Source organism: Psychrobacillus sp. FSL H8-0484 (assembly GCF_038005325.1).
Lineage (GTDB): Bacteria > Bacillota > Bacilli > Bacillales_A > Planococcaceae > Psychrobacillus.
On sequence record NZ_JBBOSZ010000001.1, the window covers coordinates 1,452,996 to 1,468,424 of the forward strand.

The 15,429-nt window shown below is 36.9% G+C and carries 16 protein-coding genes; 12 read left to right on the forward strand and 4 right to left on the reverse strand.

The genetic code is table 11. The annotated features are described in order from the left end of the window. Window positions 1-2: 2 nt before the first annotated feature. The 9 genes from glpK to glnA all read left to right on the forward strand — a co-directional run bounded on the left by glpK (window position 3) and on the right by glnA (window position 8,888). Window positions 3-1,514, forward strand: coding sequence for a glycerol kinase GlpK (glpK, locus tag MHH81_RS06670; RefSeq protein ID WP_340919338.1), 1,512 nt, complete (start codon window positions 3-5; stop codon window positions 1,512-1,514). Beyond that, window positions 1,515-3,167, forward strand: coding sequence for a glycerol-3-phosphate dehydrogenase/oxidase (locus MHH81_RS06675; RefSeq protein WP_340919341.1), 1,653 nt, complete (start codon window positions 1,515-1,517; stop codon window positions 3,165-3,167). It abuts the gene before it with no gap. Next, entirely contained in the window at window positions 3,164-4,084 is a 921-nt protein-coding gene (locus MHH81_RS06680; protein WP_340919343.1) for an alpha/beta hydrolase, read from the forward strand. Before MHH81_RS06675 ends, MHH81_RS06680 begins: the two co-directional genes overlap by 4 nt. Then, window positions 4,077-4,997 (forward strand): tRNA (adenosine(37)-N6)-dimethylallyltransferase MiaA, encoded by a 921-nt coding sequence (gene miaA, locus MHH81_RS06685; RefSeq protein WP_340919345.1) that lies wholly within the window; start codon window positions 4,077-4,079, stop codon window positions 4,995-4,997. The genes MHH81_RS06680 and miaA overlap by 8 nt, the downstream gene beginning before the upstream one ends. A 66-nt stretch (window positions 4,998-5,063) precedes the next feature. Next, window positions 5,064-5,285: an RNA chaperone Hfq gene (gene hfq / locus MHH81_RS06690; protein WP_340919347.1), complete on the forward strand. Its 222-nt coding sequence runs from the start codon at window positions 5,064-5,066 to the stop codon at window positions 5,283-5,285. A 73-nt stretch (window positions 5,286-5,358) separates the two neighbouring features. Next, on the forward strand, window positions 5,359-5,658 hold the full coding sequence (locus MHH81_RS06695; protein ID WP_340919349.1) for a rhodanese-like domain-containing protein: 300 nt from the start codon (window positions 5,359-5,361) through the stop codon (window positions 5,656-5,658). Window positions 5,659-5,738: 80 nt separating this feature from the next. Then, on the forward strand, window positions 5,739-6,989 hold the full coding sequence (locus MHH81_RS06700; protein WP_340919350.1) for a methionine gamma-lyase family protein: 1,251 nt from the start codon (window positions 5,739-5,741) through the stop codon (window positions 6,987-6,989). Window positions 6,990-7,126: 137 nt separating this feature from the next. Further along, the gene (locus tag MHH81_RS06705) at window positions 7,127-7,510 is read left to right on the forward strand and encodes a MerR family transcriptional regulator (protein WP_340919353.1); all 384 of its coding nucleotides are present in this window, start codon (window positions 7,127-7,129) and stop codon (window positions 7,508-7,510) included. 43 nt (window positions 7,511-7,553) lie between these two features. Continuing rightward, window positions 7,554-8,888, forward strand: a complete 1,335-nt coding sequence (gene glnA, locus MHH81_RS06710; protein ID WP_340919355.1) for a type I glutamate--ammonia ligase — start codon at window positions 7,554-7,556, stop codon at window positions 8,886-8,888. A 108-nt stretch (window positions 8,889-8,996) separates the two neighbouring features. Here the strand turns inward: glnA and MHH81_RS06715 are convergent, their stop codons facing one another. Further along, the gene (locus tag MHH81_RS06715; RefSeq protein WP_340919357.1) at window positions 8,997-9,206 is read right to left on the reverse strand and encodes a tyrosine-type recombinase/integrase; all 210 of its coding nucleotides are present in this window, start codon (window positions 9,204-9,206) and stop codon (window positions 8,997-8,999) included. Between the two features lie 658 nt (window positions 9,207-9,864). On the opposite strand from MHH81_RS06715, the gene MHH81_RS06720 reads away from it, so the two are divergent. The 3 genes from MHH81_RS06720 (at window position 9,865) to MHH81_RS06730 (ending at window position 13,556) form a co-directional block, all read left to right on the forward strand. Then, on the forward strand, window positions 9,865-11,340 hold the full coding sequence (locus MHH81_RS06720; protein ID WP_340919360.1) for a spore germination protein: 1,476 nt from the start codon (window positions 9,865-9,867) through the stop codon (window positions 11,338-11,340). Window positions 11,341-11,443: 103 nt separating this feature from the next. Next, window positions 11,444-12,487: a GerAB/ArcD/ProY family transporter gene (locus tag MHH81_RS06725; protein WP_340925150.1), complete on the forward strand. Its 1,044-nt coding sequence runs from the start codon at window positions 11,444-11,446 to the stop codon at window positions 12,485-12,487. Next, entirely contained in the window at window positions 12,462-13,556 is a 1,095-nt protein-coding gene (locus MHH81_RS06730; RefSeq protein WP_340919363.1) for a Ger(x)C family spore germination protein, read from the forward strand. Before MHH81_RS06725 ends, MHH81_RS06730 begins: the two co-directional genes overlap by 26 nt. Here the strand turns inward: MHH81_RS06730 and MHH81_RS06735 are convergent, their stop codons facing one another. The 3 genes from MHH81_RS06735 to MHH81_RS06745 all read right to left on the reverse strand — a co-directional run bounded on the left by MHH81_RS06735 (window position 13,557) and on the right by MHH81_RS06745 (window position 15,070). After that, the gene (locus MHH81_RS06735) at window positions 13,557-13,736 is read right to left on the reverse strand and encodes a hypothetical protein (RefSeq protein WP_340919366.1); all 180 of its coding nucleotides are present in this window, start codon (window positions 13,734-13,736) and stop codon (window positions 13,557-13,559) included. Window positions 13,737-14,143: 407 nt separating this feature from the next. Then, window positions 14,144-14,401: a tyrosine-type recombinase/integrase gene (locus MHH81_RS06740; protein ID WP_340919368.1), complete on the reverse strand. Its 258-nt coding sequence runs from the start codon at window positions 14,399-14,401 to the stop codon at window positions 14,144-14,146. A 159-nt stretch (window positions 14,402-14,560) separates the two neighbouring features. Next, the gene (locus MHH81_RS06745) at window positions 14,561-15,070 is read right to left on the reverse strand and encodes a DUF3231 family protein (RefSeq protein ID WP_340919369.1); all 510 of its coding nucleotides are present in this window, start codon (window positions 15,068-15,070) and stop codon (window positions 14,561-14,563) included. Between the last annotated feature and the right edge of the window lie 359 nt (window positions 15,071-15,429).

Here is a 15,429-nt window from a genome sequence, read left to right on the forward strand (position 1 = left end):
TTATGGGAGAATATATTTTATCGATCGATCAAGGTACGACCAGTTCACGGGCTATTTTATTTGATAAGGCTGGCAATATTGTTCATTCGGCGCAAAAAGAATTCAAACAATATTTCCCAAAATCAGGCTGGGTGGAGCATGATGCAATGGAAATTTGGGGATCTGTGTTATCCGTTTTAGCTTCTGTGTTAACGGAAAGTGGGAATCAGCCAGAGAATGTGCATGCCATTGGAATTACAAATCAGCGTGAAACAACGGTTGTATGGAACAAAAAAACAGGGAAACCGGTATATAACGCTATCGTCTGGCAGTCTAGGCAGACGCAATCTATCATTGAAGAACTGAAAAAAGAAAAACTAGAAACCTTTTTTAAGGAAAAGACAGGGTTAATGCTTGATCCATACTTTTCTGCTACAAAGGTAAAGTGGATCTTAGACAATGTGAAAGGTGCTCAAAAGCAAGCCGAGGCGGGTGAATTACTTTTTGGTACGATCGACACTTGGCTAATTTGGAAATTATCTAATGGGAAGGCACATGTAACGGATTATTCTAATGCTTCGAGAACCATGCTTTATAATATATATGATCAGCAATGGGACAAAGAAATTTGTGACAAGCTCAACATTCCTATGAACATGCTGCCAAAAGTTGCTTCCTCTTCCGAAGTATATGCGCAAACGGACCCTTCCGTCTTTTTCGGGAAAGAAATAGATATTGCAGGTGCAGCTGGTGATCAGCAAGCGGCACTTTTTGGTCAGTGTTGTTTTGAAAAAGGGATGGCTAAAAATACGTATGGAACGGGCTGCTTTATGCTGCTCAACACCGGGGAAGAGGCCATTACATCGCCCTCTGGTTTATTGACAACGATTGCATGGGGCTTGAATGGAAAAGTGACGTACGCACTAGAAGGTAGTGTTTTTGTTGCAGGGTCTGCCATCCAGTGGTTACGAGATGGGCTGCGTATGGTAAAGAATGCAGCCGAATCTGAGAACTATGCAAAAAAAGTGGAGACTACGGAAGGTGTATATATCGTCCCAGCATTCGTAGGACTCGGAACACCTTATTGGGATTCAGATGCAAGAGGAGCTGTATTCGGCTTGTCTCGTGGGACTACTAAAGAACATTTCATTCGTGCCACATTAGAATCACTTGCCTATCAAACGAAAGATGTTCTTGATACGATGGTGGAGGATTCAGGAGTTCATGTAGAAGTCCTTCGTGTGGACGGTGGAGCAGTGAGCAATGAATTTCTTATGCAATTTCAAAGTGATATGCTTCATTTACCTATAGAACTTGCAAAGCTCAACGAAACAACAGCGTTAGGAGCAGCTTTTTTAGCAGGTCTCGCAACTGGCTTTTGGAAAGATGAACAAGAGCTTTCCGATATGCGAGAAAGTCAAAAACTGTATGAACCAAAGATGGATGTCCATAATCGAAATAAATTATACAAAGGTTGGACGAAAGCAGTAGAAGCAACTAGAGTATTCAAACTTATAGATGAAGAGGTGGAGTAAATGAAGTCTTCTGTGGAAAGAGAACAAATCTTAAATACGTTAAATTATTATGAGTTTGATGTCCTAGTAATTGGCGGAGGTATTACTGGTGCAGGTATAGCACTAGATGCAGCTACTCGAGGGATGTCAGTAGCATTGGTGGAGATGCAGGATTTTGCTGCAGGGACTTCCAGTAGGTCGACAAAGCTTGTGCATGGTGGACTTCGTTATTTAAAGCAATTCGATGTTAAAGTGGTAGCCGAAGTTGGGAAAGAACGAGAACTTGTGTATGAAAATGCAGTTCATGTGACGGAGCCGATGTGGATGCTACTACCTTTTCACAAAAAGGGTACATTTGGAAAATTAAGCACATCAGCAGGTTTGAAGATTTATGATTTTCTTGCTGGTGTAAAAAAAGAAGAACGTCGTCATATGCTTTCTCCAGAAGAAACAAGCCAAAAAGAGCCGCTTGTAAAAACGAAAGACCTCTTAGGAGGAGGCTACTACGTAGAATATCGGACCGATGATGCAAGGCTGACGATTGAAATAATTAAAAAAGCAATTGAAAAAGGCGCGGTATGTTTGAATTATGCGAGAGCAAGATCCTTTATGTATAACGACCAAAATAAAGTGATTGGCGCAGAAGTTGTAGATACTATCAACAATAAACGGATTAACATTCATGCTAAAAAAGTTGTCAATGCAACTGGGCCATGGGTGGATGGAGTACGTGCATTAGATTCAATTGAAAATAAGAAAAAATTAAAACTAACAAAAGGTGTACATATTGTACTAGATCAGGCTGTCTTCCCGCTTAGACAAGCTATTTATTTCGATACACCAGATAAACGCATGGTATTTGCTATTCCTCGCGATGGAAAAGCATATATTGGAACGACAGATACTTTTTTCGAGGGGAATATTAAAAACCCTGTAGCAACACATAAGGACGTAGATTACTTATTAGATGCAATTCACTATATGTTCCCACAAGTTCAAGTGTCGAAAGAACATGTGGAGTCTACTTGGGCAGGTGTTCGTCCATTAATTTTTGAAGAGGGCAAAGATCCATCGGAAATTTCTCGGAAGGACGAAATTTGGCAGTCTGAAGCAGGTTTATTTACAATAGCTGGTGGTAAATTAACGGGCTATCGTAAAATGGCCGAGACAATTGTAGATAAAATCTCCAAACAATTAGGCGAGGAAAAGTATGGACCTTGCGTGACAAAGCATTTAACTCTATCTGGTGGAGAATTAGGTGGATCCAATCAATTCGAAGCTTTTATAGCAATGAAAGAACAGATTGCACCTTCTTACGGATTAACAAGAGAAGAAGGCAGAAGATTAGTTAAATTTTATGGAACAAATGTAGATAAAGTATTTCAATACGCGCATATCCTAGGAACGGTTCCATCAAATTTACCGTTAAGTCTGCTAGCGCAAATTTATTACGCGGTTCATGATGAGATGACCTATTCTCCTGTCGACTTCTTAGTTAGAAGAACAGGAATGCTTTATTTCCAGATTGATCAATTTAAACTGTATAAAGACGATGTGTTAAAAGTTATGAAGCAACTACTAAACTATACGGAAGAAGAAACAGCTTCCCATCAAAAACAACTGGATATATGTTTAGTGGATGCTACTTTATCTGAAAGCGGGGACATTCTTTGAAAATAATCTTAGAAGGCAAAATGTCTGATAGTCACCTTATTCATATCGTACAGTATGAACCGGAACAAGCACCGATCGGGCATGTACATCTCTTGCATGGAATGGCCGAGCATATCGATCGATACGATGAATTTGCACAGTTTTTAGTTGGAAAAGGATTTTTAGTAAGTGGTCATGATCATCGTGGTCATGGAAAAACTGCCGAGAAAAACGGACAATTAGGCTATTTTGCTGACGAAGATGGATTTAATCGAGTAACGGAGGATGTTCGAGAAGTATTAGGGCAAGTTCGAGAAAATATGCATGATATTCCGCTTATTTTATTTGGTCATAGCATGGGATCCTTTATTGCTCGAAGATATATGCAAAAATACAGTGACTCCCTCTCGAAGGCGGTAATATGCGGTACAACATTTAGCCCTGGACTGATGGGGGATGCGGGTACGCTTATTGGAAAAATTGCTACTAGATTACAAACTCCTCAAGCCGAGAGTGCCTTATTAAATCAGCTTGCTTTTGGAGGATTCAATAAAAAGTTTAAAGATGCTAAAACAGAATTTGATTGGCTGAGTAGCGATGAAGAAGTAGTGAAGAAATATATAGACGATCCGAAGTGTGGCTTTGTACCTTCCAATAGGTTTTACATCGATTTGTTTGGTGGTTTAAAAACAATTCATCAAAAAGTGGAAATAAATAAAGTTAGAAAAGATTTACCTGTCTTCCTGATAAGTGGATTAATAGATCCAGTCGGAAAAGATGGAAAAGATATTTTTAAAGTAGCGAAGGGTTTGAAAAAAGCAGGAATGAAAAATGTAACCGTACAATTAATAGAAGATGCAAGGCATGAAATCTTAAATGAAGTAAATAAGCAGCAAACATTTGATATAATCGCAAATTGGATGATGAAAGATGAATAACAAGCCTTCAGTAATAGCGATTGTAGGACCAACCGCTGTTGGAAAAACTGCATTAAGTATTGAGCTTGCAAAAGCATGTAACGGAGAAATTATTAATGGAGATTCTATGCAAATCTATCGGGAGCTCTCCATAGGAACAGCTAAAATAATGGAGGAAGAAATGGATGGAATTCCTCATCATTTATTAGACATTAAAGATCCTACAGATAGTTTTTCGGTTGCGGAGTACCAAAAGCTCGTACGTGATAAAATCGAAGACATCGCTTCAAGAGGAAAACTGCCGATTATTGTCGGTGGAACAGGTCTCTACATTCAATCGGTATTATATGACTTTCGTTTTACAGAGCAGCAAAAAACGGATGACAAAATCATCGAAGAACTGGAGAAACTATCTCCTGAAGAACTATATGCTCGATTGGAAAAGAGCGATCCAGAGGCTGCACAAGAAATTCACCCCAACAATGTGCAACGTATTATACGTGCAATTGAACGGGTGGAGCTTACTGGTAAACAAAAAAATGAAATCGAACAGAATCAAGGGCATGAAAGGGTTTACCCGCATTATATCATCGGGCTTTCCATCGATCGGGACCTTTTATACGAGCGTATTAATAAACGGGTCGACCTCATGATGGAAATAGGGTTGCTAGACGAAGTGAAGCGACTTCATGCAAATGGGATACGTGACGTTCAAGCTATTCAAGCAATTGGATATAAGGAAATTTATGCATATTTAGATGGTCTCATCTCTTTAGAAACGGCTATTGAAAATCTAAAACAAAATTCTAGAAGATATGCCAAACGTCAACTAACTTATTTCCGCAATAAAATGGACATTCATTGGTACAATCCATTTTTAGATTCGGAAAGAATTATAAAAGAAATTATTGGATTTTTGCAGGATAATAAATAATTATAGCGAATAGTAAAGAGGTAGAGATATTTTTTTACAGGCAAAATGTATATTGGGGGTATTGGGATGAAACCTATGAATATTCAAGACAATTATTTAAATCAGTTAAGAAAGAATGACATTTTTGTAACGGTATATTTATTAAATGGCTTCCAGTTAAAAGGGTGTGTGAAGTCATACGATAATTTTACAGTACTTTTTGAGTCAGATGGAAAGCAACAGTTAATATACAAGCATGCAATTTCCACATTTGCTCCATCAAAACCAGTAAAATTAACAGAAGAATAAGTTCGATAAATTGACAGATTAACTAGCTCCTATTATGCTTTGAAGGACTAAACATGAAGTGGAGAGTTAAAAAATGAATGTTATAACAACAGATGAACTTTTGCAAAAAATAGATGCTGGAGAAGATATTAGCATCATCGATGTACGTGAAAGTGATGAAGTAGCAACTGGTATAGTTCCAGGAGCAAAACATATTGCACTAGGTCAAGTAGAAGCAAGTATGGATCAACTGGATAAATCCGTTCCTCATTACATCATTTGTAAAGCCGGTGGTCGAAGTGCAATGGCTTGCGAAATTTTAGAGGAAAATGGCTATAATGTAACAAACGTTGCTGGTGGAATGATGAGCTGGGAAGGCGAGTTACAATTTTAATAGAGAAGGGCTAATTTCATTCATTTGAGATTAGTCTTTTCTATTTGCAATTTGGAAACAATGGATTAGGAGAGTATGACATGAATTTTACAACAACATTATCCGACGAGGTATTAGATCTAGCTATGAAAGCAGAGACTAAAATCGCTAGTTACCATAAGGAAGTAGAAAAAATCGCTTTCTATAACCAACAAAAAGTAATACACGCTTTTAAAGAGCATCATGTAAGCGATCATCATTTCCAAACATCCACTGGATACGGATATGACGATGAAGGCCGCGATACGTTAGAAAAAGTCTATGCAACAACTTTCGGTGCAGAAGCTGCACTAGTACGCCCGCAAATTATTTCAGGAACGCATGCAATTTCCATTAGTTTATTTGGCGTTTTACGACCAAATGATGAGCTACTATACATAACTGGAAAACCATATGATACACTTCAATCGATTGTAAGTGGTGGAGAAGAAGATACTGGCTCACTTGCAGACTTCGGGATATCGTATAAGCATATAGATTTACTGGAGACTGGAGCGGTTAACTGGGATGCTGTGGAACAGGCAGTGAAAAGTAATACAAAAGTAATTGCTATTCAACGTTCGAAGGGTTACGCTGTGCGACCTTCCTTTACGATCAATCAAATCCAGGAAATGGTCCAAAAAATAAGAGGCATTAAAGAAGATGCCATTATATTTGTTGATAATTGCTACGGAGAGTTTGTAGAAGAATTAGAGCCGACCATTGTAGGAGTCGACTTAATGGCTGGTTCGCTTATTAAAAATCCAGGTGGCGGTCTTGCTAAAACAGGAGGCTATATTGCAGGGAAAAGCGAATTCGTTACAAAATGTGCTTATCGTATGACATCACCTGGTATTGGAGCGGAGGCTGGTGCTTCATTAAACACGCTCATGGATATGTATCAAGGGTTTTTCCTAGCTCCTCATGTGGTATCACAAGCTGTTAAAGGTGCTATTTTTACATCCGCTGTTTTAGAGGAAGTTGGTATGACGACTGAACCGCATTTTTCGGAAAAAAGAACAGATCTTATTCAATCGGTTTCCTTTTCAACAGCTGAACAAATGATTCAGTTCTGTAAGGCGATTCAAATGCATTCTCCTGTAAACGCTCAATTTGCTCCAGAGCCCGCGTATATGCCTGGGTATGAGGATGACGTGATTATGGCTGCAGGGACATTTATACAAGGATCAAGTATGGAGCTAACAGCGGATGGACCAATTCGTCCCCCTTTTACCGCTTTTATTCAAGGTGGATTAACGTATGAGCATGTGAAATATGCCATTTTAGGAGCAGTACAATCATTAAAAAGATAGACGTAGAGCCACTTTCTAATTAAAAAGAAAGTGGCTTTCCTATTCTAATAATTTACATGTAAGTTTATATAACATGGAGTTGACATGTTAGCTAACATGACATATACTACTTTTATAACCAACTAGGAGGTGCAGCGATGGAAAAGGAATGGAGACGTTCCATGCCACTGCTATCAATGAATATTGTCATGCAGCTAACCGGTTTAACTGCTAGACAAATTCGGTATTATGAAGAGCAAGATTTAGTTCAGCCTGCACGTACGGAAGGTAAACAGCGTATGTTTTCGTTAGATGACATCGATGTATTATTAGAAATAAAAGATTTGCTTAAAACAGGAGTGAATATTGCTGGTATAAAGCAAATTTTTGAAATGAAAAATAATCCCGCAGCTTCTAAAGATGTACGACAAGTGATTTCCGACAAAGAATTGCGTGCAATTGTAAAAGAAGAGATGCAACTCGCGCAGAGACAACAACGAGCATCTTTACGACAAGGGGACCTATCTCGATTCTATCGTTAGAACGAGGTTCATATAAAATAAAATTTTTGGGAGAGTGAATAAAATGGGCAAGTATACAAAAGAAGATATTAAAAAGTTCGTTCAAGAACACGAGGTGAATTTTATTCGTCTTCAGTTTACAGACATACTAGGGACGATTAAAAACGTAGAAATTCCAGTGAGTCAGCTCGACAAAGCTCTCGATAATAAAATGATGTTCGACGGATCTTCTATTGAAGGATTTGTTCGAATTGAAGAATCTGATATGTACTTAGTTCCAGATTTAAATACTTGGGTTGTATTCCCTTGGATTACAGGTAAAGGGAAGGTTGCTCGTCTAATCTGTGACGTAAATAAAGCGGACGGAACTCCATTTGCAGGAGATCCACGCAGTAACTTGAAACGTGTGTTAAAACAAATGGAAGAATTAGGATTTACAAGCTTCAACTTAGGGCCAGAGCCTGAATTCTTCTTATTTAAATTAGATGCACAAGGTGAACCAACGCTTGAACTAAATGACCACGGTGGTTATTTTGACTTAGCACCAGTCGATCTTGGTGAAAACTGTCGTCGTGATATCGTGCTTGAGCTAGAAGAAATGGGCTTTGAAATTGAAGCATCTCACCATGAAGTAGCTCCAGGTCAACACGAAATCGACTTTAAATATGCGGATGCAATCACTGCTTGTGACAACATCCAAACATTCAAATTAGTAGTAAAAACAATTGCTCGTAAACATGGTTTACACGCAACATTCATGCCAAAGCCACTGTTTGGCGTAAATGGTTCAGGAATGCACTTTAACGTTTCTTTATTTAATGGAAAAGAAAATGCATTCTTCGACGAATCAGCTGACCTACAATTAAGCGAAACAGCTATGCAATTTATGGCTGGAGTATTAAAACATGTTCAAAGCTTTACAGCAATTACAAATCCTTTAGTAAATTCATACAAACGCCTTGTTCCTGGTTATGAAGCACCTTGCTACGTTGCTTGGTCTGGTCAAAACAGAAGTCCATTAATTCGAATTCCTTCTTCAAGAGGATTAAGTACACGTATCGAAGTTCGTTCTGTTGACCCAGCTGCAAATCCATACCTTGCAATGGCTGTAATTCTACAAGCTGGTCTAGATGGTATCAAAAATAAATTAACACCACCACCAGCAGTTGATCGCAACATTTATGTGATGACAGAAGAAGAACGTAATGAAAATGGTATTTACAACTTACCACCAACATTATATGCAGCTATTCAAGAGCTTGGTAAGAGCCCAATAATCCGCGAATCACTAGGGGAGCATATCTATGCTAACTTTGTAGAAGCAAAAGAGATCGAATGGGATATGTTCCGCACAACTGTTCACCCATGGGAACGTGAACAATACTTGAAAATGTATTAATCTTGATTTAACAGGGTTTATGCACCAGTTTTATGGGGTGTTATAAGTGGAAGAATTCTTAAAAATTATTCGCACCCCAATTTCACCCCAAAAAATAGGTAAAAAATATTACTTGAAAACATCGTTCAGTCGTGAGTTGACTCGATCGGTGTTTTTCTTTTTTATTTTCTTGGAAACATGGGCGTATACGTCTGCTGTTATTTGATAACTACCATGACCCAACTGCTTTTGGATATACTTGATATCTGTCTCTGCTTCCATCAATAAAACTACATATGTGTGGCGTAAAGAATGTATAGGTAAGGCTTTATTACGCAAATCACCTTTTTCACATTGAGGAGATTCGTTTGTGGTTATCGCAATATTTACCCCTTCTCGTGCTATTTCAAAATGAATGCAATAATCCCTTTCTAATTGAAAGGGATGTGCAAAAAAGCATCATCTCTTAGGAGGTGATGCTTTCCTATTGAATTAATAATGGGAGTTTCCATGTCGTGACATGCACTGGATAAAAGCCATTGGTTTCACACGTTTTTGATAGTCAGGGTGATAATACAACATGTAAACAGTGGAATTTAAAAAAGATGACTCCGGCACAGTACCGAAGTCATCTTATCGCAACGTAAGCTGCAAGGTTTCTTTTATTAAACTGTCCTAATATAAGGGCTCAGTTCATTTTAGAGATGACCGTTTTTTTATGCGATTATCCTTTTAGATGCTAAAACACTCATTCTTCTTCAAAATTATGGGTACGTAAGGGAGTGAATCCTGCTTGAGATAGTGAGCAAATTTAAATTTTGTCCTTCCATTTGTTTTATGGATCGCCTTTGATTTCTTGGGTGGTTAAGGGTGTGCCTCTGCATCTTATTAATTTAATTTCGTATATTTTAAACTTAAAAAGAGAACAATGGAATTAATATGGAATTTTACCGTTCTTCCAAAAATGCTTTTTTACATATAGAGGTGAGGGATGTACATGTTTGGGAAAAAACAATCAAATGAAAATAAGCCTGTTTCTCAATCAAACGCAGAATCAGAATTATCAATAGAAGCTCTAAAAAAAGCCCTCGTTCAAATGGATGATGCGGAATTTGTGGAAATCAACATTTCTGAAAATCAAAATGTTGATCTTATCTACGTAAGAACCCTGATTGACCAAGAAAGATTAAATGAAAGCATTGTAAAACCTTTATCTAACTGTTCCAAACAATCCATTCAGGAATGCAATGTTCACTCAACAATAAACTCCATTTCCACTTTTAAAGAGGCAAAAAAGCAGCTGTTTAAAGGATCAGTCTTGTTATTTGACTCTTCATCAAACCTTTGGTTCGCTATCCCTTTAAAAAATCCACTTGGACGTGCAATTGAACCATCCGATACTGAAACCATCCTTTTAGGAGCAAAAGACAGCTTCAGTGAACAGCTAGAACAAAATATTACGCTCATTCGTAGACGTCTTCCAACACATGATCTGAAAACAGAGAAGTTCACCGTTGGTTCTTTAAGTGAGACAAATGTGGTCTTATTGTACATAGAAGGGCTGACCAATCCAGAATTTGTTTCAACCGCCAAAAAGAAGATTTCGGAAATTAATTATGATCTCTTCTTTGATTCTTCTCAAGTAGCGGCATTCATGGAGGAACATCAAGATAGTATTTTTCCTCAGTTTCAGCAAACTGACCGACCTGATGTTGTTGCTTATTCTCTGGGATTAGGAAAAATTACGATTCTGGTAGACAATACACCTTTTGCTCTCGTTGCCCCAATTACTATTTTTCATTTGTTCCAATCACCAGAGGATTATATTAATCGATGGGTAGTTGCCAGTTTTTTGCGCATCATCCGATATGTAAGTTTTATTCTGTCTATCACATTGATCCCATTCTACGTGGCATTAACAACTCATCACTATCAAATGATTCCTTTACAAACACTTTTCGTCTTGGTGGAGTCAAGGAGCAAGCTTCCGTTCACTCCTTTTTGGGAAGCATTTATCATGTTGATTTTTATTGAAATTATAAAAGAAGCAAGTTTAAGGATGCCAACAAAGACTGGTCAAACGCTTGGGGTTATTGGGGGCATTGTAATTGGTCAAGCAGCAGTTGAGGCTGGTTTGGCAAGTAAGGTGTTAATTGTCATGGTAGGGATTTCAACTATCGGATCCTTTCTTGTTCCTAATTACCTTGTGACAAAGGCGAATTCATTGATTCAATTCATTCTACTTGTATTTTCTTCGTTTCTTGGGATAGTAGGGATTGTTCTGGCAATGATTATCATTTTAGCCCACCTTAATGGCTTGTCTTCACTCAAGCAGCCATATTTATCCCCTGTTGCCCCTTTCTACGGTAAAGATTGGCTTGACCTATTCATTCGAGGGCCTTTAGTCAAAATGAAAGAGCGTCCAGAACATCTTAAACCGCTGAAGATGAAGAGATATCCAACTAGGAGATGAACTGATGGTAGCCCTTCAATTATTTAATAAGAATGAAACCTATAATGGGTTCTATGTCATGTTGATGGTAAATCGCCTCCAAATGCTTTACTTTTTTTTGATTATGCCAAGGTTTTTGATCCATTCATATATGATTTGGGTGATTATAGCGGTCGGCATATTGTCTCAACTAAACATTCTTCTTATATCCAAATGGTTTTTAACCCGGTTTTCTAGCGAAGGATACAACGGATTTGTCCAATTATTCGGAAAAAAACTTGTACGTCTCCTCTCATTCATTGGGTTGTTCTTTATACTGCTTAAACTTTTCGTGATTATGTTAGGATTCTCGGAAATGATTCAAATATTTATGTTTCCAGCTACAGATTCAAATTGGCTTATCTTTTTTATTCTGTTGTCTTGTTTGTATGTAGCATGGAAGGGCGTTGAAAAAACTATACGTTTTGTCGTGATTTCATTTTTGTGTACATTTTGGATGTTCTTATTCTTTGCTTTTTTCTTCTTTCCTCCAATAGCTCAACTCACCGATTTGTATCCGATTATTCCAATGGAATTAAGCGGGGATTCCTGGAAAGGAATATTTTTAATTTTATCTTCATTTTCAGGGCCTGAATTTCTGGTATTTTTGGGACCGTGGTTTAAAACAAATAATAAGACATTTCGCTATTTGTCTTATGGCAATGCTCTAACCGTTATAGAGTATGTATCCTTATATATGGCGTCCTTATTCTATTTCGGTTCCAATTATTTAAGCAAAGGTCAATTTCCAATTGTCACTATGGCCCGTTATTTTCAAAATCCAATAATTGAACGTATTGATATGGTCATGCTTTCTTTGGAATTATTTAACATCGTCTTTGCGGTTTCAATTTTTCTACTGTTGTTTTATGGAGCATCTAAAATAGCTAATGGGAAAATGGAGAGACCACCCAGTCGAGTAGGCTTTTTATTCAGTGTATTCATTATTTTAATTGGAATGATTCTTGTGAATGAATGGATTTGGAAGTCAGATGAAAAGCAGGTTATTTTACTTAATCTTCAAATTTTAGCAGGAAGCTTAAGTTACTTAGTGGTTCCAATTATTATTATCGTAGTGATGAAGATAAAGGGGGTTAATAAACATGAGACTACGAAAGAAGATGGCTAAAAAATTGTCAATCATATTTATGGCATTATGGTTAACTGGATGTGCCCCTTTTACTGAAAATAACATTATTGAAGAGCTTGCTCCAGTCACATTTTTATCACTTAGTAAAGGGGATGAAGGTAAAATAAAAATCAGTACGATTTTGGCTCCTCTAAGCAAAGAAAAAAAGAGTGTAATGACGCAAGAAGTAAGCTTAATAAAGGAGGGATTAAGGAATTTTAATTTAAACTTCTACCAGGAAATGAAATCTGGGCAAATGCGAATGCTGATAATTAATGAAGACCTCGGAAAAGAGGGGATTATGTCCATTATTAATGTGTTATTGACTGATCCGGATATTTCTTTGAGAATCTATTTAGTTATCGTAAAAGGAAATTTTGAAGAATACTTGGAAAATCAATTGGACAAACAAGAAAATCTTGATTACTCTTTTTACCGAATGCTGAAGCACTATGAGGAAAAAAATCAGGGAGAATTAAGTGTCGTTAATCTACATGAATTTAAAAATTTGTTATATACTCCTTATTCAGATCCTTTCTTACCTGTATTCAAAATAGAAAATGACGCTATCAGCTATGAAGGTACAGCCCTGTTTCAAAATGATAAACTAGTTGAAATAATAACAACTTTTTATGATCGTATCTTCCAGCTGTTAAACAACAATCACTACTTAGCAGTTTTACCGATCCCAGAATTAGAAGTTGTTCTAGGTCATGTTAGGTCTAAAACGAAAGTGGATATCAATAAAAGCTTGTCTACTATGACCTATACAGTGAATATAGACTCAAGAATTGAAGAATACCGGGGAGAAAAGCAATTATTTGACCCAAAGGATTTAGAAGATTTGAAAAAAGATATCCAATCCAATCTTGAAAAACAAACACAAGAACTAGTAAAAAAGATGCAAGAATTGAATGTGGATCCATTACAGCTAGGCATTCATACATTAAAACCATTCTCAAAACCAATGGATGAAAAAAAATGGATTAAAATTTTCGAGAAGATGGAAATTAAGATTGATTATCAGTTTAATATTGAGCCTTTGACGGATTCAAACGCAAAAAGTTAATTAAGGTGACATTTGTATAATTACATATCCTAAACCAGCGTTGAATATGGTTTTCCATGCTTTTTCGGAGTTTCCTAGCATGAAAAAGAATGCGCCACCTATCATAATGACACTTGCTATTGGAAAACTAATCGCTACCATGATTTGAACTAGTGGGTCTAATACAAATGCAAAACACATAAAGAAGACCACTCTTTGTAAGCGGCCCTCCTTATGTGTTTTATTGTTAATTAACAATTACTTCATTTACAGCTACTAGGTAATGACAGAGTTCTTCAGGCGCTATATTTTATATGGAATCAAGAGTATAATTTTCACCCCACAAACACCCCATGAATACCCCGTTTGCTAAGACAAAACATGAAATCATATAATAAACTAAATTTACGATAACCTATATATAGGTTTATTTGTACTGAATGACACCCAAAAACAGGTCGGTATATCATCCGCACAACTGTTCACCCATGGGAACGCGAACAATATCTAAAAATGTATTAATAGTAAAGCGTTGGGGCTCTAGACTTCCAACGCTTTTTCTTTCGTTTCTTTTTCTCATTTTTGGGCAAGTATTTAGATTTGCCCAATTATTTTACAAGAGATTTCATAAAATCATTAAATTGATCCATTGATTTTTGTTCATAGCTTTCCGAAATATGTGAGTAAATATCAGAAGTTGTTTTCATAGATTCATGCCCAAGACGTTCTTGTATCACTTTCATGGACCAACCAGCCTCTAACAACATGACTGCATGTGTATGACGTGTTGAATGGATTGGCAAAGATTCGACACCTAGATGCTCCATAGCAGCTTTAAGAGTGTGTATTTTTAAAGTCAAAACCACTGGAATATTTTTCCTGATACATAAAAATAAGTATACTCGATATTTTTTTCAATATATATGGTTTAAGTCACAGTACGACCAAACGTTGCCGTAGACACATATTATGTACTAAGAAAATTAAAAAGGGCAATCAAATATAGATTGCCCGTAGAATTATTATTATTTATCTGGAAAATCTACATGTAGTGGTGGAGGAACAAGCCAACCTTTACTTTTATTCAATCGTAACAATTTGGCACCTAGTTGAGCTTTATTCAGATGGAATTGACCATACATTAAACCGATATCTTCTCTAATGGACATTCCCATAGCTTTGCTGCAAGCAACTAAACCTGCAGCTACATTCATTGAAAGTGAAGCGCTGATTTCAGGATCGTAAAATCTTGCACCAGGTGGAATGTCCTCTAATCTTGCTTCCGGACGTTCAGGTGGTGCAGGAGGAAGCCCGACGCCATTTACTTTTAATATCTTTTCTAATTGCTTATTTTCGTCTTTCATACTGTAAATAAATTCTTCAATTAGTTTTTGTAAATCTTGGTCACCAGTGTGATTAAAAAAAGTTTGATATGCAGCAATCAATCCATTGTTTGTTGCCAGATTTGTCCAGATCCCGAACACTTCACCATAATGTAAAGGTTCATCATTTGGATTTCCACTTAATATTCCCATAATCGGCCTCCCTAGCTACTCATAATTTTTTTCATACAGGTACTAGGATGTGCAGAGTATAAAAGATTATGCATTTGTATGGAAAATTTAAGAAACAGCAAAGTTTAAATTCGTAATTCGTATGCACATTAATCGAAGTAAAGGAGTTAATTTGGGGAATGGAAAAATGTTACCAATGTGATAATGGATGTAAAGAAATTCACTGAATTAAAGTCATAAATGAATGTGGAAAATTTACTATTGAAAATGTATGTAGTGAGGAATCTGGAGAAGAAGTGCGACAAGAGATGTATCACTTACATTTTAATCGAGCAAATGAAGTAAATAAACAGGTATTTCAAAGACTCAAGTAGTGAAGT